The sequence below is a fragment of the Stenotrophomonas nitritireducens genome (genome assembly GCF_001431425.1).
GTDB classification, from domain to species: domain Bacteria; phylum Pseudomonadota; class Gammaproteobacteria; order Xanthomonadales; family Xanthomonadaceae; genus Stenotrophomonas; species Stenotrophomonas nitritireducens.
The window spans coordinates 36,531-62,272 of the sequence record NZ_LDJG01000018.1 but is presented as its reverse complement, the minus strand read 5'-3'; the positions used below and the strand labels follow the sequence as shown (position 1 = coordinate 62,272).

The 25,742-nt window shown below is 67.6% G+C and carries 19 protein-coding genes; 11 read left to right on the top strand and 8 right to left on the bottom strand.

Annotation, left to right across the window (positions count from 1 at the left end; all coding sequences use genetic code 11):
- Positions 1 to 31 precede the first annotated feature (31 nt).
- From uvrA to ABB22_RS12365, 3 genes are read left to right on the top strand one after another with little or no spacing between them, the layout of a single operon-like run.
- On the top strand, positions 32 to 2,989 hold the full coding sequence (gene uvrA / locus ABB22_RS12375) for an excinuclease ABC subunit UvrA (protein ID WP_055768188.1): 2,958 nt from the start codon (positions 32 to 34) through the stop codon (positions 2,987 to 2,989).
- Positions 2,989 to 3,396, top strand: coding sequence for an acyl-CoA thioesterase (locus ABB22_RS12370; protein WP_055768184.1), 408 nt, complete (start codon positions 2,989 to 2,991; stop codon positions 3,394 to 3,396). The genes uvrA and ABB22_RS12370 overlap by 1 nt, the downstream gene beginning before the upstream one ends.
- A gap of 21 nt (positions 3,397 to 3,417) precedes the next feature.
- Positions 3,418 to 3,807 carry a hypothetical protein gene (locus ABB22_RS12365; protein WP_055768181.1) on the top strand — a complete coding sequence of 130 codons (390 nt, stop codon included), beginning with the start codon at positions 3,418 to 3,420 and terminating at the stop codon, positions 3,805 to 3,807.
- 310 nt (positions 3,808 to 4,117) lie between these two features.
- Here ABB22_RS12365 and ABB22_RS12360 read toward each other — a convergent pair whose 3' ends face one another.
- The 5 genes from ABB22_RS12360 to creD form a co-directional block, all read right to left on the bottom strand.
- On the bottom strand, positions 4,118 to 5,710 hold the full coding sequence (locus tag ABB22_RS12360) for a M20/M25/M40 family metallo-hydrolase (RefSeq protein ID WP_055768179.1): 1,593 nt from the start codon (positions 5,708 to 5,710) through the stop codon (positions 4,118 to 4,120).
- A gap of 175 nt (positions 5,711 to 5,885) precedes the next feature.
- The gene (locus tag ABB22_RS12355; protein ID WP_055768176.1) at positions 5,886 to 6,785 is read right to left on the bottom strand and encodes a carbon-nitrogen hydrolase family protein; all 900 of its coding nucleotides are present in this window, start codon (positions 6,783 to 6,785) and stop codon (positions 5,886 to 5,888) included.
- Entirely contained in the window at positions 6,782 to 7,387 is a 606-nt protein-coding gene (locus tag ABB22_RS12350; protein WP_055768171.1) for a GNAT family N-acetyltransferase, read from the bottom strand. The genes ABB22_RS12355 and ABB22_RS12350 overlap by 4 nt, the downstream gene beginning before the upstream one ends.
- Before the next feature lie 354 nt (positions 7,388 to 7,741).
- Complete coding sequence (locus tag ABB22_RS12345; RefSeq protein ID WP_152984161.1) at positions 7,742 to 8,122, bottom strand: hypothetical protein; 381 nt, start codon at positions 8,120 to 8,122, stop codon at positions 7,742 to 7,744.
- 5 nt (positions 8,123 to 8,127) lie between these two features.
- Positions 8,128 to 9,456 carry a cell envelope integrity protein CreD gene (gene creD / locus ABB22_RS12340; protein ID WP_055768164.1) on the bottom strand — a complete coding sequence of 443 codons (1,329 nt, stop codon included), beginning with the start codon at positions 9,454 to 9,456 and terminating at the stop codon, positions 8,128 to 8,130.
- A 158-nt stretch (positions 9,457 to 9,614) separates the two neighbouring features.
- Between creD and ABB22_RS12335 the strand changes: the two genes are divergently transcribed.
- Positions 9,615 to 12,698, top strand: a complete 3,084-nt coding sequence (locus tag ABB22_RS12335; RefSeq protein WP_152984160.1) for a bifunctional diguanylate cyclase/phosphodiesterase — start codon at positions 9,615 to 9,617, stop codon at positions 12,696 to 12,698.
- A gap of 101 nt (positions 12,699 to 12,799) precedes the next feature.
- Here ABB22_RS12335 and creC read toward each other — a convergent pair whose 3' ends face one another.
- Both creC and creB read right to left on the bottom strand, forming a co-directional pair.
- Entirely contained in the window at positions 12,800 to 14,236 is a 1,437-nt protein-coding gene (gene creC, locus ABB22_RS12330; protein WP_055768536.1) for a two-component system sensor histidine kinase CreC, read from the bottom strand.
- A 501-nt stretch (positions 14,237 to 14,737) separates the two neighbouring features.
- Entirely contained in the window at positions 14,738 to 15,430 is a 693-nt protein-coding gene (gene creB / locus ABB22_RS12325; protein ID WP_055768157.1) for a two-component system response regulator CreB, read from the bottom strand.
- A 45-nt stretch (positions 15,431 to 15,475) separates the two neighbouring features.
- Here creB and ABB22_RS12320 point away from each other — a divergent pair, with 45 nt between their 5' ends.
- The 7 genes from ABB22_RS12320 to ABB22_RS12305 all read left to right on the top strand — a co-directional run bounded on the left by ABB22_RS12320 (position 15,476) and on the right by ABB22_RS12305 (position 24,182).
- A complete protein-coding gene (locus ABB22_RS12320) occupies positions 15,476 to 16,333 on the top strand; it encodes a 23S rRNA (adenine(2030)-N(6))-methyltransferase RlmJ (protein WP_055768154.1) in 858 nt (285 codons plus the stop codon).
- A gap of 195 nt (positions 16,334 to 16,528) precedes the next feature.
- On the top strand, positions 16,529 to 17,074 hold the full coding sequence (locus ABB22_RS12315; RefSeq protein ID WP_055768151.1) for a GNAT family N-acetyltransferase: 546 nt from the start codon (positions 16,529 to 16,531) through the stop codon (positions 17,072 to 17,074).
- 471 nt (positions 17,075 to 17,545) lie between these two features.
- Complete coding sequence (locus ABB22_RS17895; RefSeq protein ID WP_082443571.1) at positions 17,546 to 18,388, top strand: ParA family protein; 843 nt, start codon at positions 17,546 to 17,548, stop codon at positions 18,386 to 18,388.
- On the top strand, positions 18,385 to 18,942 hold the full coding sequence (locus ABB22_RS18230; RefSeq protein ID WP_152984159.1) for a hypothetical protein: 558 nt from the start codon (positions 18,385 to 18,387) through the stop codon (positions 18,940 to 18,942). The genes ABB22_RS17895 and ABB22_RS18230 overlap by 4 nt, the downstream gene beginning before the upstream one ends.
- Positions 18,942 to 19,667: a hypothetical protein gene (locus tag ABB22_RS18225; RefSeq protein ID WP_152984158.1), complete on the top strand. Its 726-nt coding sequence runs from the start codon at positions 18,942 to 18,944 to the stop codon at positions 19,665 to 19,667. Before ABB22_RS18230 ends, ABB22_RS18225 begins: the two co-directional genes overlap by 1 nt.
- A 336-nt stretch (positions 19,668 to 20,003) precedes the next feature.
- Positions 20,004 to 23,471: a transcription-repair coupling factor gene (mfd, locus tag ABB22_RS12310; RefSeq protein ID WP_055768149.1), complete on the top strand. Its 3,468-nt coding sequence runs from the start codon at positions 20,004 to 20,006 to the stop codon at positions 23,469 to 23,471.
- A gap of 90 nt (positions 23,472 to 23,561) precedes the next feature.
- A complete protein-coding gene (locus ABB22_RS12305; protein WP_055768146.1) occupies positions 23,562 to 24,182 on the top strand; it encodes an HD-GYP domain-containing protein in 621 nt (206 codons plus the stop codon).
- Between the two features lie 21 nt (positions 24,183 to 24,203).
- Here ABB22_RS12305 and cls read toward each other — a convergent pair whose 3' ends face one another.
- The gene (gene cls / locus ABB22_RS12300; protein ID WP_055768143.1) at positions 24,204 to 25,694 is read right to left on the bottom strand and encodes a cardiolipin synthase; all 1,491 of its coding nucleotides are present in this window, start codon (positions 25,692 to 25,694) and stop codon (positions 24,204 to 24,206) included.
- Positions 25,695 to 25,742: the final 48 nt, after the last annotated feature.

Below are 25,742 nucleotides of genomic sequence, written 5' to 3'. Positions count from 1 at the left end.
ACCGCCGGCCGCGGCCAAGACCGGACTTCCCATGGCGATGGATTTCATCCGCATCCGCGGCGCGCGGACGCACAACCTCAAGAACATCGACCTCGACCTGCCGCGCGACAAGCTGATCGTGATCACCGGCCTGTCCGGCTCGGGCAAGTCCTCGCTGGCGTTCGACACCATCTATGCCGAAGGCCAGCGCCGCTACGTCGAGTCGCTGTCGGCCTACGCGCGGCAGTTCCTGAGCGTGATGGAGAAGCCGGACCTGGACCACATCGAGGGTCTGTCGCCGGCGATCTCGATCGAGCAGAAGTCCACCAGCCACAACCCGCGCTCGACCGTGGGCACCATCACCGAGATCTACGACTACCTGCGCCTGCTCTACGCCCGCGTCGGCAGCCCGCGCTGCCCCGACCATGGCTACCCGCTGGAGGCGCAGACCGTCAGCCAGATGGTCGACCAGGTACTGGCACTGGATGGCGAGCAGCGCTGGATGCTGCTCGCGCCGGTGATCCGCGAGCGCAAGGGCGAGCACGTGCAGGTATTCGACCAGCTGCGCGCGCAGGGCTTCGTGCGCGTGCGGGTGGATGGCGAACTGCACGAGATCGACGCGGTGCCGCCGCTGGCGCTGCGCCAGAAGCACACCATCGAGGCGGTGATCGACCGCTTCCGCCCGCGCGAGGACATCAAGCAGCGGCTTACCGAGAGCTTCGAGACCGCGCTCAAGCTGGGCGACGGCATGGCCACCGTGCAGTCGCTGGACGACGCCCAGGCCGCCCCGCAGCTGTTCTCGTCCAAGTACTCCTGCCCGGTCTGCGACTACGCGCTGCCGGAACTGGAGCCGCGCCTGTTCTCGTTCAACTCGCCGGTCGGCGCCTGCCCGGGCTGCGACGGCCTGGGCATGGCCGAGTTCTTCGATCCCGGCCGCGTGGTCGTGCACCCCGAGCTGTCGCTGGCCGCCGGCGCGGTGCGCGGCTGGGACCGCCGCAACGCCTATTACTTCCAGTTGATCGCCTCGCTGGCCAAGCACTACAAGTTCGACGTGGACGCCCCCTGGCAGTCGCTGCCGGAGGACGTGCGCCAGGCCGTGCTGTACGGCAGCGGCGAGGAACAGATCACCTTCACCTATTTCACCGAGAACGGCGGGCGCAGCCAGCGCAAGCACCGCTTCGAGGGCATCATCCCCAACCTTGAACGCCGCTACCGCGAGACCGAATCGCCGGCGGTGCGCGAGGAACTGGCCAAGTTCATCAGCGAACGGCCCTGCCCCCAGTGCAACGGCGCGCGCCTGAACAAGGCCGCGCGCAACGTGTTCGTCGCCGACCGGCCGCTGCCGGATCTGGCGGTGCTGCCGATCGACGAGGCCAAGCGCTTCTTCGGCGAACTGAGCCTGCCGGGCTGGCGCGGCGAGATCGCCACCAAGATCGTCAAGGAGATCAGCGAGCGGCTCGGCTTCCTGGTCGATGTCGGCCTGGATTACCTCACCCTGGAGCGCAAGGCCGACACCCTGTCCGGCGGCGAGGCGCAGCGCATCCGCCTGGCCTCGCAGATCGGCGCCGGCCTGGTCGGGGTGATGTACGTGCTCGACGAGCCGTCCATCGGCCTGCACCAGCGCGACAACGAGCGCCTGCTCGGCACCCTCACCCGCCTGCGCGATCTCGGCAACACGGTGATCGTGGTCGAGCACGACGAGGACGCGATCCGCCTTGCCGACTACGTGCTGGACATCGGCCCCGGCGCGGGCGTGCATGGCGGCGAGATCGTCGGCCAGGGCACCCTGCAGGACATCCTGGACGCGCCGCGTTCGCTGACCGGCCAGTACCTGTCGGGCAAGCGCGCCATCGAGATCCCGGCGCGCCGGCACAAGCCGAACCCGAAGATGACGCTGCACCTGCGCGGCGCCAGCGGCAACAACCTCAAGAACGTGGACCTGGACATCCCGGCCGGCCTGCTGACCTGCATCACCGGCGTGTCCGGCTCGGGCAAGTCCACGCTGATCAACGACACCCTGTTCACCCTGGCCGCCAACGAGATCAACGGCGCCTCGCACCCGATCGCGCCGTACCGGGAAGTCGATGGCCTGGACCTGTTCGACAAGGTGGTGGACATCGACCAGTCGCCGATCGGCCGCACCCCGCGCTCGAACCCGGCCACCTATACCGGCCTGTTCACGCCGCTGCGCGAGCTGTACGCGCAGGTGCCGGAAGCGCGCGCGCGCGGCTATGCCCCGGGCCGTTTCAGCTTCAACGTGCGCGGCGGCCGCTGCGAGGCCTGCCAGGGCGACGGCCTGATCAAGGTCGAGATGCACTTCCTGCCGGACGTGTACGTGCCCTGCGACGTCTGCCACGGCAAGCGCTACAACCGCGAGACGCTGGAGATCCTGTACAAGGGCTACAGCATCAACGACGTGCTGGAGATGACCGTCGAGGATGCGCTGAAGCTGTTCGAGCCGGTGCCGGCCATCGCCCGCAAGCTGGAAACCCTGGTCGACGTGGGCCTGAGCTACATCAAGCTGGGCCAGAGCGCGACCACCCTGTCCGGCGGCGAGGCGCAGCGCGTGAAGCTGTCCAAGGAGCTGTCGCGCCGCGACACCGGGCGCACGCTCTACATCCTCGACGAACCGACCACCGGCCTGCACTTCCATGACATCGAGGCGCTGCTCGGCGTGCTGCACAAGCTGCGCGACGAGGGCAACACGGTGGTGGTGATCGAGCACAACCTGGACGTGATCAAGACCGCCGACTGGATCGTCGATCTCGGCCCGGAAGGCGGCCATCGCGGCGGCACCGTCCTGGTCACCGGCACGCCGGAGGATGTGGCGTCGCATCCGGCGTCGTACACCGGCCAGTTCCTGGCCAAGATGCTGCCCTCCACCAGTGCGCGCCCGGAACGGCCGGCTGCCACTGCCAACAAACCCGACGCCCGCCCGCCGCGCAAGGAAAAACCGGCGAAGAAGACGGCCGCCAGGAAGGCTCCCGCCGGCAAGAAGAAGGTTTCGTGATGAGCACCGAACACAAGCACCTGGCCCGCGTGCCGATCAGCGTGCGCTGGCGCGACATGGACGCGATGGGCCACGTCAACAACGCCAAGTACGTTTCCTACCTGGAAGAGGCGCGCGTGCGCTGGATGCTGGGCGTGGAAGGCATATCGATGACCGACCGCATCGCGCCGGTGGTGGCCAACACCAACATCAACTACCGCCTGCCGATCGAGTGGCCCCACGACATCGTCGTCGAACTGTTCGTCGAGCGCCTGGGCAACAGCAGCGTGACCATCGGCCACCGCATCGTCGATCAGAAGGACCCCGCCAAGCTGTACTCCGACGGCAACGTGGTGGTGGTGTGGATGGATACGCAGACCGGCAGGAGCGCGCCGCTGCCGGATGCGGTGCGCGCCGCGTCCACCTGATTCGACCGCACCGGGCCCGCCATGCGCGCGATCTTCAGGAACCGGAAACTCTGGAAGCGGGCCTTCCAGATCCTCACCTGGGTGCTGATCCTTGCCTTCGTCAGCCACCGGGAACTGCGCCTGCTGGTCCCGCTGCTCGACGCGCTCGGCCTTGAACTGCTGCTGGGCCTGGCGGGCCTGCAGCTGCTCGACGTCTACCGGGAACGGATCGCGCCATGCGCGGCGCTCTTCACCCGGCGCGTGCTGCACCCCGCCGCCATCGCCGTGGTCGATGCCTTCGCCCACGGCACGACCCGGCCGCTCGGCCGCGTCCTGTGGAACCTGCTGCTGACCGGCAGCGGCTACCTCGGCACCGTGCTCGCGTTCAAGCTGGCCGGCGTCCACCGCGCGGCGCGGAATACAGCCGGGTAGTGCCGGCTGCTGGCCGGCAGCCTCGGGATCATTGCCATCGCGGTTGCCGGCCAGCGGCCGGTACTACCGGGTTGCGGTACGAGCGGGAGAGCCGGCACCGCCAACGGATGCCCTGCACAGAACAACGATCACCGGCGCGACCCGCTCCTGCGCGCAGATGCGGGCCGTGACGGATGTCGCTGGTCGCTGGTCGGCAGCGTCTTCCATACCGCAGTAAAACCCCTGTCCGGCCAGCAGCCGGTCGCCACTCCGGAACAGAACGACGAAGGGCCGCAATGCGGCCCTTCGTCGTTTCCCTGTTGCAGCGCGCTCAGTCTTCCAGCAGCGGCTTGCGCGGCATCTTCTCCTCGCGCATCGCGGCGTTGTAGACGAACGAGGCGACGATCGCCGCGGCCTGCTTCAGGTCTTCCGCCTCGGCATGGTCCCAGGTGTCCAGGTTGCTGTGGTGGACGTTGCTGAAATAGTCCAGCCGGTCCTGGATGAACTGGAAGCCCGGCAGGCCGACGCGGTCGAAGCTGATGTGGTCGGTGCTGCCGGTGTTGCGGGTGACCACGCTGGTGGCGCCGACGTCGTTGAACGGCTTCAGCCACGCCTCGAAGATCGGCATCGCGGCGATGTTCTCCTGCGCGTAGATGCCACGGAAGCGGCCCGAGCCGTTGTCCATGTTGAAGTACACGGAGAACTTCTCGTAGTCGCGCAGCTTCCGCAGCGGGCCGGTCGGCTCGCGCAGCGAGGCCGGCAACGCCTTCTGCGCCGGGTCGGTGGGTTCGGGATAGTGCGCGAAGTGCTTTGCCACGTACGCCTGCGAGCCGATCAGGCCCTGCTCCTCGCCGCTCCACAGCGCCACGCGGATGGTCCGCCTGGGCTTGGCGCCCACCGCCTTGAGGATGCGCATGGCCTCCATCATCACCGCCACGCCGGCGGCGTTGTCGGCCGCGCCGGTGCCGGTGTGCCAGGAATCCATGTGCGCGCCCAGCATCACGATCTCGTCGGCCTTGCTGCTGCCGCGGATCTCGGCGACCGTGTTGTGGCCCGGCTGGTCGGTCTCGTCGGTGAAGCGCGCATCGACATTGACCCGCAGCTTCACCGGCTGCTTGCGCTCCAGCGCGCGCGCCAGCTGGTTGTAGTGCTCGGCGATCATCGCCAGCTCGGGAATACCCACCGGCTCGCCGGCCTTGCGCGAACCGCCGCCGCCGACGCGGATGATGCCGTTGTCCCAGCCGCTGATGCTGATGGCCGCCAGCGCGCCCTCTTCGGCGAGGAACGCGTTGATGGCGCGGGTCAGTTCCTGGCGCTCGGCGTACTCCTTGAGCCGCTTGGCGCGGTCCTTGTCCATGGACTTGGGAATGGTGAATTCCTGCAGCCCTTCCAGCGAGGTGGCGTCGTGGCGGTGCGAATCCGGCTCGGTGCCGCGCTTGTACTCGCGCGCATCGCCCAGCAGCAGGATCTTGCCGCGCAGCTTGCCCTTGTACTTCTCCAGGTCGGCCAGCTTCTTGATCTCGACCTTGATCACCTCGCCTTCCACGGTGCCCTTGGTGCCGGGCGTCCACGCCTTGGGCAGCGCGTACAGCTGGGTCACGCGCGGCTCCAGCATCTCCACGCTGGCCGAATCGAATTCCCAGCCGCGGCCGAAGCCGTCGAAGGCCTCGTCATGCGCGTCGACCAGGCCCCATTCGCCGAACTTCTGCCGGGTCCAGTCGTTGGCCCGGGCCATGGCCGGCGAGTTGGTCAGGCGCGGGCCGATGCTTTCGGTGAGGTAGGAGAACGTATCCATCACCTGCGAGCGGTGGAAGGCTTCCTGGCGGATCCTGCCCACCATGTCCAGGTCCACCTGCTCGGCCGCGGCCGCATTGCCGGCGAACGCCAGCCCCATGCCCAACACCAGCAAGCACCGCTTGATCATCTCTTTCCCCGGCCCGTGGCCACTCACGACAAAGGCCCGAGTCTAGCCAGCATGGGGTGCCTCCGAGCCGGCCAATGGTCATGGATGCGGTGAACCCCGCCCCGCTTCCGGCAGGAGCGGCTTCAGCCGCGATGGGGCTTTGCCTGCGAAGTCCCCTTCGCGGCTGAAGCCGCTCCTACGGTGCGGGGTCGCTGCCGGCCGGGTCCACCACCGCGCGTTGCAGCGCCGGCTGCCACTGCCCCGGCCAGTCGCGGTCGTTGGCCACCTGCGCCTGCGCGCGGCTGGCTTCGAACGCGGCGAAATCCAGCTCGGCGACCGCCCAGCGCCGGGCGTCGCCGGTCCGCGCCAGCACGCCATCGGCCGGAAAGCCGCGGTCCATCGGCGCGTACACCGCCGCCTCACCGGTATTGACGTCCAGCGCCGGGCTCCAGTCGGCCCGCCCCGCCGTCACCGACTGCGCCACGAACATGCGGTTCTCCAGCGCCCGCGCCAGGCAGCCCACGCGCACGCGGGTGGCGCCGGCCTCGGTGTCGGTGCAGCTGGGCACCACCAGCAGGCGCGCGCCGGCCTCTTGCTGCGCGCGCACCGGCAACGGGAATTCGCTGTCGTAGCAGACCGCCACGCCGGCGCGGATGCCGTCGACCTCGAACACCTTCAGCGCATCGCCGCCGTCGATCAGCCCGGTGGCCTTCTCGAAGCCGGTGAGCTGCAGCTTGTCCTGCCACAGATGCGCGCCCTGCGGCGTCAGCCAGTCGCTGCGGTTGCGGTAACGGCCCCGGCCGGTGTCGAGCAGGAAGCTGCCGGCGACCACGTGCATGTCCAGTTCGCGGGCCAGGCCGGAGAACAGTTCCAGCCACGGCTGCCGGTAACGCTGGATGGCGGCCAGCGAGGCCGGCAGCTCGCGCTGGATGTCCGGCGCGAAGGTGGCCGCCAGTTCCAGCGACAGGTATTCGGGCAGCACCGCGATGCGCGCGCCGGCCGCCGCGGCCTCGGCCAGTTCCTGGCGCTGACGGCGGGCGAATGCGGCGAAATCGACAGGAGCGCCTATCTCATAGCGGGCGACGGCGATCTTCATGCGGCAGGCTCCAGGGCGCGGGTCCAGAACGTGAGCGGATGCGACACCTCGCCGCGGCCGGTTTCCTCCCAGCGCAGGTGCATGGTCATGCCCGGCCGCCGCGCATAGCCGCGCCTGCGCCAGAACACGTCGTTGTCGCGATGGCCGGCGGGCCGGCGCGGGTCGTCGCTGTCACGGTCCACCGCGCAGAAGGCGGTCATCGCGAAGCGTCCGAGCGAACGCGCATGCGCCTCGCGCGCATCGAAGAAGGCATGGCCGATGCCGCGTCCGCGCCATTCCGGCAACAGTACCGACTCGCCGAAATAGAACACCTGCGCCGGATCGATGCCGGCCGCCACGAACGGCTGCCGGAACGCAGGCCCGTCGTCCAGCAACGGCAGGCCGGTCGAAGCGCCGACGACCCCGCCGCCGGCGCGCGCAACCACGCACACCGCATCAGGCGTGGCCGCATAGGCGGCAAGATAGTCGCGCTCGTAGTCCAGGCTGCCCTGGTACAAATAGGGCCAGTCGTTGAACACGCGGATGCGCAGGCGCGCCACGTCGTCCAGTACCGGCAGCAGTTCGGGGCCGCGCAGGGCGGCAACGGCGGGAGAAGCGTCCATGGCGGAATTCTAGCCCTGCATTGCACTGCAACCGCAGCCACCAAAGACGCCGCCGTACCCGTCCGCGACGAGGCAGTCGTCGCGCTCGAAACGGTGGACTGCATCGTGCGCCGCGGAATTCCGCGTTCTTCCGAAACGAGCAGCCGCGGCATCGCCATGGCGGCATCCCACGATGCCGGGCACCACTGCATGACCGGTAAGACGACGGCGAAAGCCAGCGCCGGCGCCGATACCGCCACGCCGATGGCCGGAACCGTGCAGCCACCCGCGCGTTGCTGCTGCCCAGCGGCCGGCAGCAACGCGAGCATCGCCGGAGCATGATGAAAGCGCATCGCACCCCTGCCTGCCGGAGCTTCAATATCGGCGTGCGCATCGCGCCGCTCCCGGCTCGCGCCACAGCAGCCACAGGCGTTCGTGCAGGGCATCGCACACCACCACCTGCCGCCGGTCTTCCAGCACTGCCCTGAAGCGCAGGCCGCGGCGGCCCAGCGCCCGCCAGCGGCCTGCGCCGTCCAGCGCGGGCAGGCCCGCGGCGCCGCGCCGGCGGATACGCTCCGCCAGTGCGGCATCCAGTTCCAGGCGCAGGCAGCCACGGCATGCGGCCGTTCCCAATGCCAGTGCGGCCAGCGGAGAAGCGGACCAGCCATCCGCCTGCTCCAGCCGCAGCACCGCCCCGGCCAATCCCGGCGGCAGCAGTTGCCGCAGCCGCCGCAACAAGCGTGCGCGCAGTCGCATCGTGTTCACCGCAGGCCGGTGCCGACGTCGTACCAGTCCACCTTGCGGGTGATCCACATGATCGCCACCAGGATCCCGAACAGCAGCAGCGACCCCATCAGCAGCGCGTTGTTCTCCGAGGCCAGCAGCACGTAGAGGACACCGTACAGTAGGGTCAGCAGGGTGGAAAATCCCAGTCCGCGCTTCCAGCTGTGCAGCGCGCCGGACAGGTAGAAACCCTGCAGGCCGATGCAGGCCGCCGCCGACACCAGGTAGGCCTGCCAGAAGGCGATGTGCTCGGACAGGCTCAGCAGCAGCAGGAAGAAGATCGCCAGCGCCAGGCCGACCAGCAGGTATTGCAGCGGATGGATCTTCAGCCGCTTGATCAGTTCGAACAGCACGAAACCGACGAAGGTCAGCAGTACGAAAAGGATGCCGTACTTGCTGGCGCGATCGGCCTGCGTATACACGTCCACCGGATCGACCAGCGCCACCTCCAGCGCCTCGACGCTGCCGCCCTCGCTGCGCAGGCTGCGGCGCAGCTGTTCCTGCGCGGCGGACGCCAGCGAGGACACCGCCCAGTCGGCCTTGAAGCCGGCATCGTCGATGCTGCGCTCGTTGGGCAGGAAACTGCCGCCGAACAGCGGGTGCGGCCACGGCGAGGACAGCGCCACGCGGGTGTCGTCGCCCACCGGCACCACCGCCAGCGAACGGGTGCCGTCCAGCACGAACTCCAGCTCGACCTTGCGCCCGTCGGCCAGGGTGCCCTGGCGCGGATCGGGCAACGGCGGCAGCGTGGCATGCAGCCCCTTGGAGGTCGGTTCCAGCGCCCGCGAACCGGCCTGCAGCGGCAGCGCGCGCCCGTCCACGCGCAGGTTCGGCGTACCGACCAGGCCGCGCACGTCGGCGATGCCCAGCGCCAGGTAGGGCTGGCCGTAGACGCGGCCCGGCGTGGCGGAATAAGCGGCGTCGGCGAACTCGGCCTGCAGGCGCGCATGCCAGCTGTACACCGGCACCCGGAACAGGCCGACGCGGCGCTCGTCCGGGCGCATTTCGCCCTGCACGCGCAACTGCCGGGGCATCTGCAGGTCGTAGCCGTGCTCGGTCTGCAGTTCGGTCTTGCGCGCGCCCGACTCGACCACCTCGACCTCGCGCTGCTGCGTCCACGGCAGCACCCGAACCGGGCCGATCAGCGACTGCGCGCCGGCACGGCTCTGCGCCACCCGCTCGATGGCCTGGTCGCGGTAACGCTCGCGCTCGCCGATCGTGCCGCGGATCAGCAGCAGGGGAACCAGCAGCAGCAACACCAGCCCGCCGACCACGGCGAAGCGCAACAGCAGTTTCAGGGAAGTCATGGCCCATCCTCGTGTGGAAACGGGCACAGGGTGATGGCGCCGGATGTGCGCGGTTTGTGGTGGATTTGAAGCGGGGGTGAAGCGGCCGGCGGCGGCGGTTGCCGGACGGGGCCTGCGGCGGGTTGCGGATACCCGTCGCGGCATAGTATGAATCCGCGTTGCCCCACCGCCCGGCACTCACCGGCAGCGTCGCCACTGTCCCCAAGGAACCCCACGTGCTGCATGCCAGGTCGCGTACTTCGCTGATCCACCGGCTGTCCCTGAGCATATGGGGTCTTTTCCTCGCCCTCCTCCTGCTGCTTTCCGCGTTCGGCTACCTGGCCATGCGCGTGGTGACCGACCGGGTCGTGCCGATGGTGGCGCAGCGCACCGTCGACCTGCGCGCTAGGGCCAACGAGGGCCAGTTCCTGCAGGCCGAACAGAGCGTGCTACGCCTGCAGCACGAGCTGCTGTGGCGGCTGGACCATGCCGACCGCGACACCACCCTGGCGCGCTTCGACACGCTGTTCGCGCGCAGTGCCGACGGCCTGTGGCGGCTGCAGCCCGGGCTGGTGGATCCCGTACGCGCACCCACCCTGTACCTGCACCAGCCGCCGCAGGGCCTGGACGAGTCGGCGCGCCTGCGAGCGGTGGTCGCCTACGACCTGCTGCGCGAACAGGGCCCGGCGCTGGTGCCGCCGTTCTTCTCGGTCTACATGGACTTCGTCGAGGACGGCCTGATGGTCTATGCCCATGGCATGGACTGGGGCAGCAACGCCGACGCCAGCGCCACCAATGCCGGCTATCCGACGATGCAGGGCTCGGACCCGCGCCGCAACCCGCAGCGCAAGGTGTTCTGGACACCGGTCTATCTGGACCGGCAGGCCAATACCTGGATGGTGTCGGTGATCAAGCCGCTGGACTGGCGGGGTCGCTGGGCCGGCACGCTCGGCCACGACGTCTCGGTCCAGAGCCTGATCGACCGTACCGCCGATAACGATGGCGCCGGCGTGCAGCTGGTCATGGGCGCGGACGGTGCGCTGATCGCGCATCCGCAACTCAGCCGGCGCATCGCCGCCGCCGATGGCCAGCTGGAACTGTCGGCCCTGGACGACCCGCTGCTGGCGCAGGTGCACGGCATGATCGCCTACGGCCATGCCGACAACGGGATCGGCCGCTCGCCGGACGGCAGCCACTGGGTGGCGTGGTCGAAGATCCACGGTCCGGGCTGGTACCAGGTGTTCCTGCTGCCGCAGGCGCGGGTGGACCAGGTGCTGATGTGGGGCCTGCTGGCCGTCTCCAGCTTCGGCATCCTCGGCCTGCTGCCGGCGATGTGGCTGCTGCGCCGCCGGGTGGGTTCGCTGTTCGCGGTACCGCTGAAGCGCCTGACCCAGGCGGTGGACGAACTCAGCCAGGGCGGCGAGCCCAAGCCGATCGCGATGCAGGGCGACGACGAGCTCGGGCACCTGGCCGGCGCGTTCGACGACATGGTCGAGGAACTGGTGCAGCAGCGCGCCCTGCAGTTCGCGCATGCGCAGGCGCTGCAGACCGAGATCGACGAGCGCCGCCAGTTCATGACCCGGCTGGAGGAGGAGCGCGCGCGCCTGCTGGCCCTGCTCGGCGCGATGAACCTGGGCATCCTGTTCGTCAGCGACGAGAACCGCGCGACCTACTGCAATGCCGCCTTCCTCGCCATGTGGGATTTCCCGGAGGGCAACACCGTCGTCGGCAGCTCCACCGACCAGTGGCTGGAAAGCTCGCAGCGGCTGATGCTCGACCCGCCGGCGTTCCGCCGGCACCTGGACGAGGCGGCCATCGCCCCCAACCTGCACAAGCGGCTGGAAATCCGCCTGCACGACGGGCGCATCGTCATGCACGACGCCTACCCGGTACGCGACGCGCAGGACCACCTCATAGGCCGGCTGTGGGTGCAGGAAGACATCACCCACGAACGCCAGACCGCCGAGCAGCTGGTGCGGCTGGCCCAGCACGATCCGCTGACCAGCCTGTACAACCGGCGCCGTTTCGAGGACGACCTGGCGCATTTCTTCCATGCCGCCGAACGCACGCCGAGCCAGGCCGCGCTGCTGTTCTTCGACCTGGACGAGTTCAAGTACATCAACGACACCTTCGGCCATCGCGCCGGCGACTCGGTCCTCAACCGCATGGCGGTCGAGATCCGCACCCTGGTGCGCAGCGGCGAGACCCTGTTCCGCCTGGGCGGCGACGAATTCGCCGTGCTCATGCCGCATGCCAGCCTGGACGACGCCCAGCACCTGGCCGAACGCATCGTGCTGCGCATCTCGCAGACGCCGCTGTGCCTGCACGAACAGACCGTGCGCCTGACCACCAGCCTGGGCATCGCCCACTTCCCCGCCCACGCCGACAACGCCGAGGACCTGGTCGCCCACGCCGACGCGGCGATGTACCAGGCCAAGCACACCGGCAAGAACCGCTGGAACGTGTACCGTCCGGACCGCGACAGCTCGCGGGAAATGGCAAGCCGGCTGGCCTGGAACGACCGCATCGCGCGGGCCCTGGAACACGACCTGCTGCGCCTGCATTTCCAGGGGGTCCACCACGCTGGAGATGGCCGCCTGGCGCACCTGGAAGCGCTGATCCGCATGGAGGACGAGGCCAATCCCGGCCAGCTCATCATGCCCGCGCAGTTCATCGAGCCGGCGGAGAAGAGCGGCAAGATCCTGGAGATCGACCGCTGGGTCATCGCCGAGAGCATCCGCCTGCTGGCCGCGCACCCGTGCCTGCCGGCCATCGCGGTCAACATCTCCGGGCGCTCCTTCGACGATCCCGAGCTGCCGGCCTGGATCGGCGGCCAGCTGCGCCGCCAGCATGTCGCGCCCCGGCGCCTGCTGGTGGAACTGACCGAGACCTCGGCCGTCTCGGACATGGGCGATGCGGCGCGCTTCATCGCTGCGCTGCGCGACACCGGCTGCCCGATCTGCCTGGACGACTTCGGCACCGGCTTCTCGTCGTTCGCCTACCTCAAGAACCTGAGGGCCGACGTGCTCAAGATCGATGGCATGTTCATCCGCGACCTGCCCAGCGAGCACGACAACCAGGTGTTCGTGCGCGCCATCATCGAAGTGGCGCATGGCATGGGCAAGCTGACCGTGGCCGAATTCGTCGAGGACGAAGCCACCCTGCAGATGCTGCGCGGCATGGGGGTGGACATGGTGCAGGGCTACCACCTGGACAGGCCGCGCGCCGACCATCCGGCCTTCGCCGACGGCCCGGCGCCGTAACCTGCCCCACCGCGCGACGACGCATCAGCGCCGGCGTAGAGGCGCGGTGCGCCCCGCAGGGAGCTTTCCCGGTGCGGCCCCGTGCCGGGCAGGCCCGGCACCTACGCCATTGGCAACCACAGGCTCGCCTCCGCACCGCCCTCCACGCGGTTGCGCAGGCGCGCATATCCGCCATGCAGGCGCGCGACCTCGGCCACGAACGGCAGGCCCAGCCCGGAGCTGCGCTGCCCGCTGCCGGGGCGGGCCAGCGAATAGAAGCGCTCGAACACCCGCTCCAGCGCGTAGTCCGGCACACCCGGCCCCTGGTCGGTCAACACCATTTCCCAGCCCCCGTCCTGCGCGCCCAGCTGCAACCCGATCCGGCCGCCTTCGGGCGAGAACGCGATCGCGTTGTCCAGCAGGTTGCCCAGGGCCTGCCGCAGCAGGAACGCATCGCCCTGCACCGGCGCGTGATCCGGCAGTCCGCAGTGCAGCGACAGGCGCGCGGCCTGCAGGCGCGGCCCCGCATCCTCGGCGAGCTGCCGGCACAGCGCCGCCAGGTCCACCGTCGTGCGCCGCTGCAGCCAGCCATGCTGCTCCACCTCGGCCAGCCGCAGCAGCTGGTCGATGGTCTCGGTCAGGCGCCGCTCCTGCTGGGCGATGTTCGCGGCGAAACGCTGCCGGTCGATCTCGGGCAGGGGTTCCTGCAGCAGTTCGGCGGCACCGCGGATCGCCGCCAGCGGGCTCTTCATCTCGTGCGTGAGCGACTGCACGTACTGCTCGACGTAGGCCTTGCCCTCGAGCTTGCGGCGCATGGTCTCCAGGGCCTGGCCGAGATCGCCGATCTCGTCGCCGCGCGGCCTGGGCGGCGGCACCGGCTCGCCGGCGCTGACCGCCTTCGCATAGCGGCTCAGGCTGCCGATGCCGCGTGCCAGCCACCAGGTCATCAGCAGCCCGATCAGCGCCGCCGAGCCGATCAGCCACGCACCGCGCGCGACGATGGCGCGCTGGCTGGCGGCGATGAACGGCTCGATGCTGTCGTTGGGCTGGGCCAGGGTCAGCACGCCGATCAGGGTGCGCCCGTCGGCCGGATCGTAGACCGGCGCGGCCACGTGCATGACCGTGCTGTCCACGTCGCCGGGCGTTCCCGGGCTGGAGCGCGCGCCGTACTGGCCGCGCAGGGTGCGGTAGACATCGTTCCAGCGCGAGTTGTCGCGGCCCACGTCCTGCCCGCGCGAGTCGTAGACGACGATGCCGCGCACGTCGGTCACGGTGACCCGGTAGTCGATGCTGCGCTTGGGGAAGCGCCACACCATCGCGCGCGGATCGCGCCGCTGCGCGGTCGCCACCTGCGCGGCGAAGCGGCCATCGGCGATATGCCCGGCCGCCAGGTCCGGCCCGGCCACCACCGCCAGCACGTTGGCCGCGTCGACCAGGGTGGATTCCATCGCCTGGCGCACGCCCGGCTTGACCTCGTCGACGAACACGCGCATCACGAAGAACGCGGCGATGCCGACGATCAGGAAGAAGCCGAGGAAGAGTTTCAGGCCGAGGCGCACGCCCACCTCACAGGGTCGAAGCCGCTGCCGTCGCTCATGGCTTTGCTGTTGCTTCGGCTTTTGATCTTCCGGGTTCCCTTCCGTAGCGACGGAGCCGACGGACAAGACCCGAAGGGCGATGTGCATGGATGCACGTCGTTTTTCGACACGACAGGGATGTCGTGTCGAAAAATCCCGGCGGCGGAGTGGACCCGGCGCGCACAGCGCGTCGGGCGCGGAGGCAGGGCGTGCTTTCTTTTGGTTACCTTTTCTTTGCACGAGCAAAGAAAAGTAACTCGCTCACGCGAAGCGGGAGCGAAAGCCTTTGCAGTTGCCTTCAACCACGAACTGGAAAGAGCCTCACTTCGTTCGATCAGGAGCCGCGAAGCTTTGGCTTTGGCTTTGCCTCCGCCCCGCGCTCCAACGCATGCACGCCGGTAGCGCATGGAGCACGCCTTCTCCCCGCAAAGGAGAAGGGGCTTCAAAAGTCGCCCCATCGCACGCGCCGGATTTCCAGGAACTTCAGACATCCAGTGCATACCCCACGCCCCGGTGCGTGCGGATCGGATCGTCCTCCGCCCCCGCCGCGCGCAGCTTCGCGCGCAGGGTCTTCACATGCGTATCCACGGTGCGGTCGGCGCTGTCGCTGGCGTGGTCCCAGCCACGCTCCATCAGCTGCGCGCGGCTGAGGATCGCCCCCGGCCGCTGCAGCAGCGCCGCCAGCAGCGCGTACTCGTAGCGGGTCAGGTCCAGCAGCACGTCGCGGTAGCGCACCCGCCGCCCCTCGCGGTCGATCGCGAACGCCCCCTGCCGCATCCAGCCCGCCTCGGCCGGTGCCGGCTGCGCCGGCCGCCGCAGCCGCGCGCGCACCCGCGCCACCAGCTCGCGCGGCGAGAACGGCTTGCCCACGTAATCGTCCGCGCCCAGCTCCAGGCCCAGCACCCGGTCGAACTCGTCATTGCGCGCGGTCAGGAAGATCACCGGCACCTGGCTGAACGTCCGCAGCTGGCGGCAGACCTCGAAACCGCCCAGGTCGGGCAGGCCCACGTCCAGCACCACCACGTCGATGCCGCCCCCGCGCAGCCGTTCCAGCGCCTGCCGCCCCAGCGCGCAGTGTTCTGCCGCGTGGCCCTCGCTGCGCAGCGCGTACAGGACGGTATCGGCGATGGCGGCCTCGTCTTCGACGACGAGCACGCGGGCGGGCTGTTCGGACATTGCGCCAGCATAGCCGCCCCCGGGCGGCGCCCGTACACTGCACCGATGAACTACCGCCACGCCTTCCACGCCGGCAACCACGCCGACGTGCTCAAGCACATCGTCCTGCTCGCCCTGATCGATGCGCTCAAGCGCAAGGACACGCCGTTCTTCGTGCTCGACACCCACGCCGGCCGCGGCCGCTACCTGCTCGCGGCGGAGGAAAGCCGCAAGACCGCCGAGGCCGAAGCGGGCATCGGGCAGCTGATGGCCTCGCCGACCCTGCCGGAAGTGGTGGAGCGCTACCTGCGCGCGATCCAGGCCAACAACCCCGTCGGCGGTCTGATCGCCTACCCCGGCTCGCCGCTGCTGGCCGCCCAGGCCATGCGCGGGCAGGACCGCATGGCCGCCTGCGAGCTGCAGCCCGAGGAAGCGGCGGCGCTGAAGGAACTGTTCGCCCACGACCGCCGCGTGCAGGTGCTGGCCGCCAATGGCTACGACAGCATCCGCGCCCTGCTGCCGCCCAGGGCCGGCGAGACGAAGATCGGCCGCGCCCTGGTGCTGATCGACCCGCCCTACGAGGCGCAGGACGCCGAGTACCCGCAGATCATCGCCACGCTGCGCGAGATCCTGGCGCGCATGCCGCAGGCCCAGTGCGCGGTGTGGTACCCGGTCAAGCAGCGCCGCAGCCTGCTGCCGTTCTTCCGCAAGGCGGCCGCGCTGCCGGTCAAGTCGGCGCTGGTGGCCGAGCTGATGGTGCGCCCGGACGACTCGCCGCTGCGCCTGAACGGCAGTGGCATGCTGCTGCTCAATCCGCCCTGGCAGTTCGACCAGGCCTTGGCCCCGGCATTGCCGGTGCTGCAGCGCGAACTGGGCGAAGCCGGCGCATCGACGCGGCTGGAGTGGATCAAGAACGGCGATTGAACCTGGCGGCCGCGTTCTGCGGCAGGAGACGGCACGGCCCGCGCCTGCGGCCATGCCGGTCTGGGGTAATCGCGCTCGACAACAGTCCGGCAACGAAAATCCGCTGCCACCTGCCCGGTCGCCATGGTTGAATCGCGTTCACAGAACCTCACGCTGCAGGTGCAAGAATCGGCGGACTCTGGAGGAACCGCAGTCATGGCTACACGCAACCGCATGCCCCCGTGGCATGAAAACTTCAAGGCTCCCAGCGGCCGGGAACTGCTCATCCGTCCCATCCGCCCCGAAGACGGCGCGCCGCTGCAGGGCGCATTCGCGCTGTTCGGGCCGGAGGAAGTCCGCGACCGCTTCCTGCAGGCCGTGGACGTGCTGTCGGACGAAACCGCGCAGCGCCTGACCCACCCGAACCCGAAGACCGAGATCTCGCTGGTCGCGGCCGAACCGCTGCCGCCGGGCGAAGCCGTGGTCGGCGCCGTTGCGCGCGCCTCGATCATCCCCGGCACCCGCGACGCCGAGTACGCCATCCTGGTCAGCCGCTTCCTCGCCGGCCAGGGCCTTGGCCGGCAGCTGATGCGCAAGCTGGTCAAGTGGGCGCGCGGCAAGTACCTGGACCGCATGTACGGCGACATCGCCCAGGACAACGAACCGATGCTGCAGCTGGCCGCCTCGCTGGGCTTCAAGCAGGTGCCGCACCCGTCCGGCACGCCGGGCCTGGTGCGCATGGTGCTGGAACTGGGCAACTGACCCCAGGTAAGGTTCGCAGCACGGTGGCGGTGCCGTCGCCGTCTGTGCCGTCTGGCGCATTCGAACAGGAGTATGTGGCGGCAGCCAGCACCTGCCCTTCCGCTTGATCCAGCCTCAAAGCACAGCATGTTCTCCCGCATGTTCTCTACCGAAGGTACATGAGCGGCACAAAGTTCATGTCTTAAGTGAGCAGGGCTGAGGCCTGATGGCATGAAGGTCACTTGAACTTATGCGTAGTGGCTCGCTCGCCACGCAGAGGAAGTCAGGTTGACGAGCATCATTCAGTCAGACAGCTTGATATGGAAGGTGCATGCGTGATCGGTCTTCTAGACTCCTACCCTGAGGTTGAATCCGGCGGTAGCTATCTGTTCGAACAAGCCCGGCAACCAGGGGCATGAGACACGAGACGCCTGCGATTCGGGACGTGCGGCACTTCATGAGCTAAGATTGCTTCAGTCCCCTGGAGGTGCTATGAGCCGCGCGAAAGTTGTGTCGCTAATCAATATGAAAGGTGGCGTAGGAAAAACGACGCTGGCTGTGGGATTAGCCTGGGAACTTGCGAAGAAGTACCGTGTTCTGTTGGTTGACATTGACCCTCAATTCAATGCAACTCAATGGGTTGTGTCCCCTGACGAGTACTTGAACTGGGTACGAACGAAGCACACTGTTTTAAGCGTATTTCAACCGCCAACCGGTGCTATCTCTAATGTCGGAGGGGCGCCTGCATTTGCGCCCATTAAACCAACCCCCTCAAGCGCCGTCATCAAAGTTAAGAAAGGGGGATGGCAGCTGGATATTTTGCCGTCAATCCTTGACCTGATGAAGCTCGATGCGGCGCCACGAGGGACAGAAAATCGCCTGCGGGTATTTCTGGAAAAAGTCCGCGGCGACTACGATTACGTATTGATTGATTGCCCACCCACGGCCTCTCTTTTTAGCTACAGCGCCTTTCTTGCTTCGGATGCATACCTCGTTCCGGTCAAGCCAGACCCGCTTTCGGTTCTTGGCCTCCCGCTTCTTGAACGAGCAATGCAGGACTACGAAGAGCGTTCAGGCCAAGAGTTGCCAAGATTGGGACTTGTTTTCACGCAGGTACGACAAACTGAAGCAATGCTCGCGACAATGGAGCAAGTACGCATCGAGTACCCAGGTGAAGTATTCAAACATTTGATCGCTCAGACAACTGGTGTGGCTGAGGCTGTAGACGGCAACTTACCTCTACAGCTGTCTCCAAAGGCAGGAAAGTTGGCAGAGGTAAAATCCGCGTTGGAAGGCATTTGCGCGGAGTTCGTACGGAGAGCCTCAGACCTATGAATAAGTCATCATTTAAGAAGAATGGCGCCACGCGCCAGCGCTATCTCTCTCTAGTTTCTCGCCTATACGATCTTGCGTCTGAGTTCGACGTCGACGAGCTCAATGAAATGATTGCCACCTGGGCAAAAAATGACAGAAGCGGATTGCGCGATGCAGTCAAGGCACTCACCCATTTACACCCGGAATCTCCGAGCATGTACTCCACATTACCGGAGCAGGCCAATTCACGCCCTACGCCGGAAAAATACAGACAGGCACCACTTATTCACAATGTTGCCATGTCTTACCGCTCGGCGGCCTCCATCGAAGAGGTGCTTTCTAACAAAGAGCTATTCCCCACCTTGGGAGATATAGTCATGGCACTTGGCTTGAATTTACCCCCAGCCAATAAGGAGGCGAGAGGCAGGTACATCAAACGAGTGATCAAATACCTCTCCACTCTCAGCCCTAAAGAGCGAGCTGAAATTATCGATCGCGTAATGCGTAAGTTAGATTCTTATGGCCATGACAAGTCGTTCATATCCAACTGGAAAAGCTTAATCAAGGACCTGTAATGTCGACACAAGGCGCCAACCCTTTAGTCGCGCAAGTAAAGAAGGATTTTTCTGCATACTGGGGAACAGCGGAGAAGGGACGCCTTGAAGATTTGCCGAAACAGCGCACACTACTCGTTTCCGCCTACAAATACGCCGTCTGCTTCGGCTCATTAAGTCGCGCCATGACGCAACTGGGGGAACATCAGCGGATATTCTTCCAGGAGCTCTCATCAGACACGCTTCACCTGGTTCACGCCCTCATTAATGGCGACGCAAGGGGGGCCCGCTTCTATCTTCGAAGTGTCGTTGAGAATTTCTGGCGCCACCATTATTTCCGCGATCATCCTATCGAGTACGGCTGGCTGACGAGTCGGCAAAAATACTACGTGGAGATGAAATCGCTCCGGGAGCACTGCTTATGGCTTGACTGTTTTAAGCAAGGCAATGAAGCTTGGCTTGGGAGCTTGTCAAAGCTCTACGCAGATCTTTCAACATCCGTGCACAGCACGTCTTCAAAGACGTTGGTACTGCGTGATGCGCTCGAGGATATCAAACTCGCCAATGCGCAGTCTGATGCCGTTTCAAAGGATATGCATGCCGTCCTGAAAGCCTGTCTGGCCTTGACGATCTATTCGGAACGCGCAATTTTCCAAGGCCTGCATGTAAACGTTCAACACTTCTTACTCAGTGTTTTGAATAAAAAACATAAAACTTGGCTGGACGAAAAACTCACGAATGAATAAATTTATCGTCAGCCCTGATGACCAATCTATCAGAGACTCCTTGCCATTTCGTCATTACTAGAACTCGCTGACTGAGAGCCAAGGGCGATAGCATGGAGAGATTGGAGAAATTCCGCTCACTTCTGCATCATCCAGCGACACCTAGTTTAGGACGCGTTGGCTGGACGCATAACGCAGGCGTACCTTATCGTCATGCAACCCAACGATATACAAAAGACTGCTGCAACCTATTTCGCTCCCCGATTGCACTCCCAATTTTTCAGTGAGCCCAATAGGCTGACCTAATCGGCGCCAATGTCCGAGCAGTAGACGGCGGTCTGTTAAGATTGACGGTCCATGCTAGCCCCCCCCTACCCCGTTCCGCCGCTGCCCCGTGCGGGCCAGCTCCGCGCCTGGTGGCGCGCCCCCGCATCGACCAGCGCGCTGGCCTGGCACGTGGCCCGTGCCGCGCAGGCACACGCCGGGCCGCTGCTGCTAGTCACCCGCGACAACCACGGCGCGCACCAGGCCGTCGCCGACCTGCAGACCCTGCTGGGCGACGATGCGGCCTTGCCGGTGGTGCCGTTTCCCGACTGGGAAACCCTGCCCTACGACCAGTTCAGCCCGCACCCGGACATCATTTCCCAGCGCCTGGCCGCGCTGCACCGCCTGCCCGCGCTCGCGCGCGGCATCGTGGTGGTGCCGGTGCAGACCCTGCTGCAGCGGCTGGCGCCGCTGAGCTACATCGTCGGCGGAAGCTTCGACCTGGAGGTCGGCCAGCGCCTGGACATGGATGCGGAGAAGCGCCGCCTGGAAAGCGCCGGCTACCGCAACGTGCCGCAGGTGATGGACCCGGGCGACTTCGCCGTGCGCGGCGGCCTGCTCGACGTCTACCCGATGGGTGCCGGCGCACCGCTGCGCATCGAACTGCTGGACGAGGACATCGACTCGATCCGCGAATTTGACCCCGAATCGCAGCGCTCGCTGGACAAGGTCGGCGCGGTGAAGATGCTGCCAGGCCGCGAAGTGCCGATGGACGAGGCCAGCCTCGCCAAAGTGCTGGCCACGCTGCGCGAGCGCTTCGACGTGGACACCCGCCGCAGCCCGCTCTACCAGGACCTGAAGGCCGGCGTCCCGCCCTCGGGCATCGAATACTTCCTGCCGCTGTTCTTCAACACAACGGCGACGCTGTTCGACTACCTGCCCGAGGGTTTCCTGACCGTGCTCGCGCCCGGCGTGGGCGAAGCGGCCGACGCGTTCTGGACGCAGACCCGCAGCCGCTACGAGCAGCGCCGCCACGACATCGAACGGCCGCTGCTGCCGCCGGAGGAGATCTACCAGTCGCCGGACGGGCTGCGCGAGCAGTTCAACCGGCAGCCACGCGTGGAGGTGTGGCCCGCCGACCACCCGCGCATCGCCGAGGCGCAGGCGCTGGGCGACCAGCCGCTGCCACCGTTGCCGGTGGCCGCCAAGGACGCACCCGCCGGGCAGGCGCTGAAATCCTTCCTCGAGCACTACCCCGGCCGGGTGCTGGTCGCCGCCGATTCGCCGGGCCGCCGCGAGGCGCTGCTGGAAGTGCTGCAGGCCGCCGACCTGCGGCCGCCGGTGGTGCCGGGCCTGCCGGCCTTCCTGGCCGACGATGCGCCGCGCTTCGCCATCACGGTCGCGCCGCTGGACGATGGCTTCGCCCTGTCTGAACCGGCGCTGGCGGTGCTCACCGAGCGCCAGCTGTTCCCCGAGCGCGCCGGCCAGGCGCGCCGCACCCGCCGTGCCGGGCGCGAACCGGAAGCGATCATCCGCGACCTCGGCGAGCTGACCGAGGGCGCGCCCATCGTCCACGAGGACCATGGCGTCGGCCGCTACCGCGGGTTGATCGCGATGGACGTCGGCGGCATGCCCGGCGAATTCCTCGAGATCGAATACGCCAAGGGCGACCGCCTGTACGTGCCGGTCGCGCAGCTGCACCTGATCAGCCGCTACTCCGGCGCCTCGCCGGAAACCGCGCCGCTGCATTCGCTGGGCGGCGAGCAGTGGGCCAAGGCCAAGCGCAAGGCCGCCGAGAAGGTCCGCGACGTCGCCGCCGAGCTGCTGGAGATCCAGGCGCGGCGCCAGGCCCGCGCCGGCCTGGCGCTGGACATCGACCGCGCCATGTACGAACCGTTCGCCGCCGGCTTCCCGTTCGAGGAAACCCCGGACCAGCTGGCCGCGATCGAAGCCACCCTGCGCGACCTGCAGTCCAGCCAGCCGATGGACCGCGTGGTCTGCGGCGACGTCGGCTTCGGCAAGACCGAAGTGGCCGTGCGCGCCGCCTTCGCCGCCGCCAGCGGCGGCAAGCAGGTCGCCGTGCTGGTGCCGACCACGCTGCTGGCCGAGCAGCACTACCGCAACTTCCGCGACCGCTTCGCCGATTACCCGCTCAAGGTCGAAGTGCTGTCACGCTTCAAGTCCACCAAGGAAATCAAGGCCGAACTGGACAAGGTCGCCGAGGGCGGCATCGACGTGATCGTCGGCACCCACCGCCTGCTGCAGCCGGACGTGAAGTTCAAGGACCTGGGCCTGGTCATCGTCGACGAGGAACAGCGCTTCGGCGTGCGCCAGAAGGAAGCGCTCAAGGCGATGCGCGCCAACGTGCACCTGCTCACGCTCACCGCCACGCCGATCCCGCGCACGCTCAACATGGCCATGGCCGGGCTGCGCGACCTGTCGATCATCGCCACGCCGCCGCCGAACCGGCTGGCGGTGCAGACCTTCGTCACCCAGTGGGACAACGCGCAGCTGCGCGAGGCGTTCCAGCGCGAGCTCTCGCGCGGCGGCCAGCTGTATTTCCTGCACAACGACGTGGAGAGCATGGGCCGCATGCAGCGCGAGCTGTCCGAGCTGGTGCCCGAGGCGCGCATCGGCATGGCCCATGGGCAGATGCCCGAGCGCGAGCTGGAAAAGGTGATGCTGGATTTCCAGAAGCAGCGCTTCAACGTGCTGCTGGCCAGCACCATCATCGAATCGGGCATCGACATCCCCAACGCCAACACCATCATCATCAACCGCGCCGACCGCTTCGGCCTGGCCCAGCTGCACCAGCTGCGCGGCCGCGTCGGCCGCTCGCACCATCGCGCCTATGCGTACCTGGTGGTGCCGGACAAGCGCTCGATCACGCCCGACGCGCAGAAGCGGCTGGATGCCATCGCCTCGATGGACGAACTCGGCGCCGGCTTCACCCTGGCCACCCACGACCTGGAAATCCGCGGCGCCGGCGAACTGCTCGGCGAGGACCAGAGCGGGCAGATGGCCGAGGTCGGCTTCAGCCTGTACACCGAGCTGCTCGAACGCGCGGTGCGCTCGATCAAGGCCGGCAAGCTGCCCGACCTGGACAGCGGCGAGGAAGTGCGCGGCGCCGAGGTCGAACTGCACGTACCGGCGCTGATCCCGGAAGACTACCTGCCCGACGTGCATACGCGCCTGACCCTGTACAAGCGCATTTCCAGCGCGCGCGACAGCGTCGCATTGCGCGAGCTGCAGGTGGAGATGATCGACCGCTTCGGCCTGCTGCCGGATGCGGCCAAGCACCTGTTCGCCATCGCCGAACTCAAGCTGCAGGCCAACGCGCTGGGCATCCGCAAGCTGGAGCTGGGCGAGAACGGCGGCCGCATCGTGTTCGAGGCCAAGCCCGACATCGACCCGATGGCAGTGATCCAGCTGATCCAGAAGCAGCCCAAGCTGTACCAGATGGACGGCCCCGACAAGCTGCGCATCCGGCATCCGCTGCCGGAAAGCGCGGACCGCTTCAACGCCGCGCGCGCGCTGCTGACCACCCTGCGGCCGGCGTGAGTGGATGAAGGGTTTGCCAGGAACGGAGGCGGCGGGGACAATAACCGCCCTCCTCCCGGCCAGGCCGCCTTCCCCGCGGTGCGGCGCTCCATGTTCCCGATTCCCTCGCCCCCTGGCCTGTCCCTCCCGCCTGAAAACGACAGCTGCGGCATCGCCGTGCTCGCCGCCGCGCTGGACGAGCGCGACAGCTACACCGACCAGCACTGCGACCGGGTTTCGCTGTTGGCGCATGGGCTGGGCGAGCGCTGCGGGCTGTCCGGCGCGCAGCTGGAACAGCTGGCGCTGGCCGCGCGCTTCCACGATGTCGGCAAGATCGGCATCCGCGACGACGTGCTGCTGCATCCCGGCCGCCTGGACGAGCCGCGGATGGAGAAGATGCGCACCCACCCCGAACGCGGCGCGCGCCTGTTCGCGGCCACCGGCCGCGACGATGCCGCCGCCGTGGCGCGGCTGATCCTGCATCACCACGAAGCCTGGGACGGCAGCGGTTACCCGCACGGCCTGCAGGGCGAGGACATCCCGCTGGAAGCGCGCATCCTGACCATCGCCGACGGCTACGACGCGTTGACCTCGCATCGCCCCTACCGCGGCCCGCTGTGCGCGGACGATGCGCTGGCCATCCTCAACCGCGAGAAGAACCGGCTGGTCGATCCGCGCCTGTTCGGGGAATTCCGCGGCCTGCTGCGCGGACGCGCCGCCATCGGCGCCTGAGTCCCGGCACGCCCGGCGCGCTTACAGCACCGGCGACATCATCGCCACCGCGTTCTGCACCAGCCGCGTGGCGAACGACCAGCCATCGACCTGTTCCTGCGTCACCGCAATGGACACGGACAGGTATTTTTCCTGGCGCCGGCGGATCGCGGCGGTCACCTGCGCGTCGGCGATCAGCAGGCTGTTCTCGAAATTGAGTTCCAGGCTGCGCCGGTCGATGTTGGCCGAGCCCACCAGGCTGATCTCGCCATCGACGGTCAGCGACTTGGCGTGCAGCAGGCCCAGCGGGTACTCGTGGACTTCCACGCCGCTGCGCAGCAGGTCGGCATAGGCGCTGCGGCTGGCCTGCCCGACCAGCCACGAATCGTTGCGGCGCGGGAGCACCAGCTTCGTGCACACGCCGCGCCGCGGCGCAGAGCAGAGCGCGCGCAGGATGGATTCGTCCGGCACGAAATATGGCGTGGTGATCACCAGTTCGCGCCGCGCGGCATGGATGCAGGCCACGAACATGTCGGCCATGGCGTTGGGCCGCGTGATCGGCCCGGTCTCGAAGGCGGTGGCGATGCAGCCGCCTTCATGCCACTGCGGCACGGTCGCGACCGCATAGCCGTCCAGCCCGCTCTCGCCCGCTTCCGGAATCCAGCCGCTGAGGAACAGGAACTGGACCTGCGCCACCACCGGACCCTCGCAGCGCAGCAGCAGGTCGATCCACGGCGCGCAGGACGGCTTCACCCGGAACTCCGGATCGGCGCAGTTCTGGCTGCCGCAATAGGCGATGCGGTTGTCGATCACCACGATCTTGCGGTGGTCGCGCAGGTCCATGCGGCTGAACGCCATGTGCTGCAGGCGCTTGATGTCGTCCAGCGTTTTCAGCCGTTTCACTCCGGCCTCGCCCAGCTGCTTCCAGCGCGGGCCGTCGATGAAGGCGCGCGAGCCCAGCGCATCGACCATCACCCGGCAGGCCACGCCGCGCCGCGCCGCGGCGGCCACCGCATCGGCCACGCGGCCGCCGGCGCCATCGTCCAGCCAGATGTAGAAGGCGATGTGCACGCTCTCGCGGGCCTGTTCGATGTCGGCCACCAGCGTGTCCAGCGCGCGGCGGCAGTCGCTTTCCGGCGCGCCCGCGGGACTGTCGGCGTCGCCCAGCAGCGTCACGCGGTTCCCGCCGACCGCCGGCAGGCCGTTGATCGAACGCGCCAGCTCCAGCAGCGGTGCGGCGGTACCGGCCACCGGCGCGGCCGCCGGCAGCCGGGTGATCGCGGCCGCCGCCATGCCCATCCGTCCCAGGGCCTGTTCCACGCGGCGGAAGCGCGCGCGGCCGATGCTGGTCTCGCCCAGCAGCAGGTAGGCGACCATGCCCACCACCGGCGCCAGCATCACCACCGCCACCCACGCCGCGCGCGAGGCCGGCGCGCGGTTGGCGCGGGTCAGCGCGCGCGCAGCGACCAACAGGTGCGCCGCGAAAAAGAACCCGGTAGCGCCCCATTGCAGTTGCGCAGACAACTCACTCAACCCAAACACGTGCAATCTCCCGTGGTAGCGCAAACACCACTTCACCAA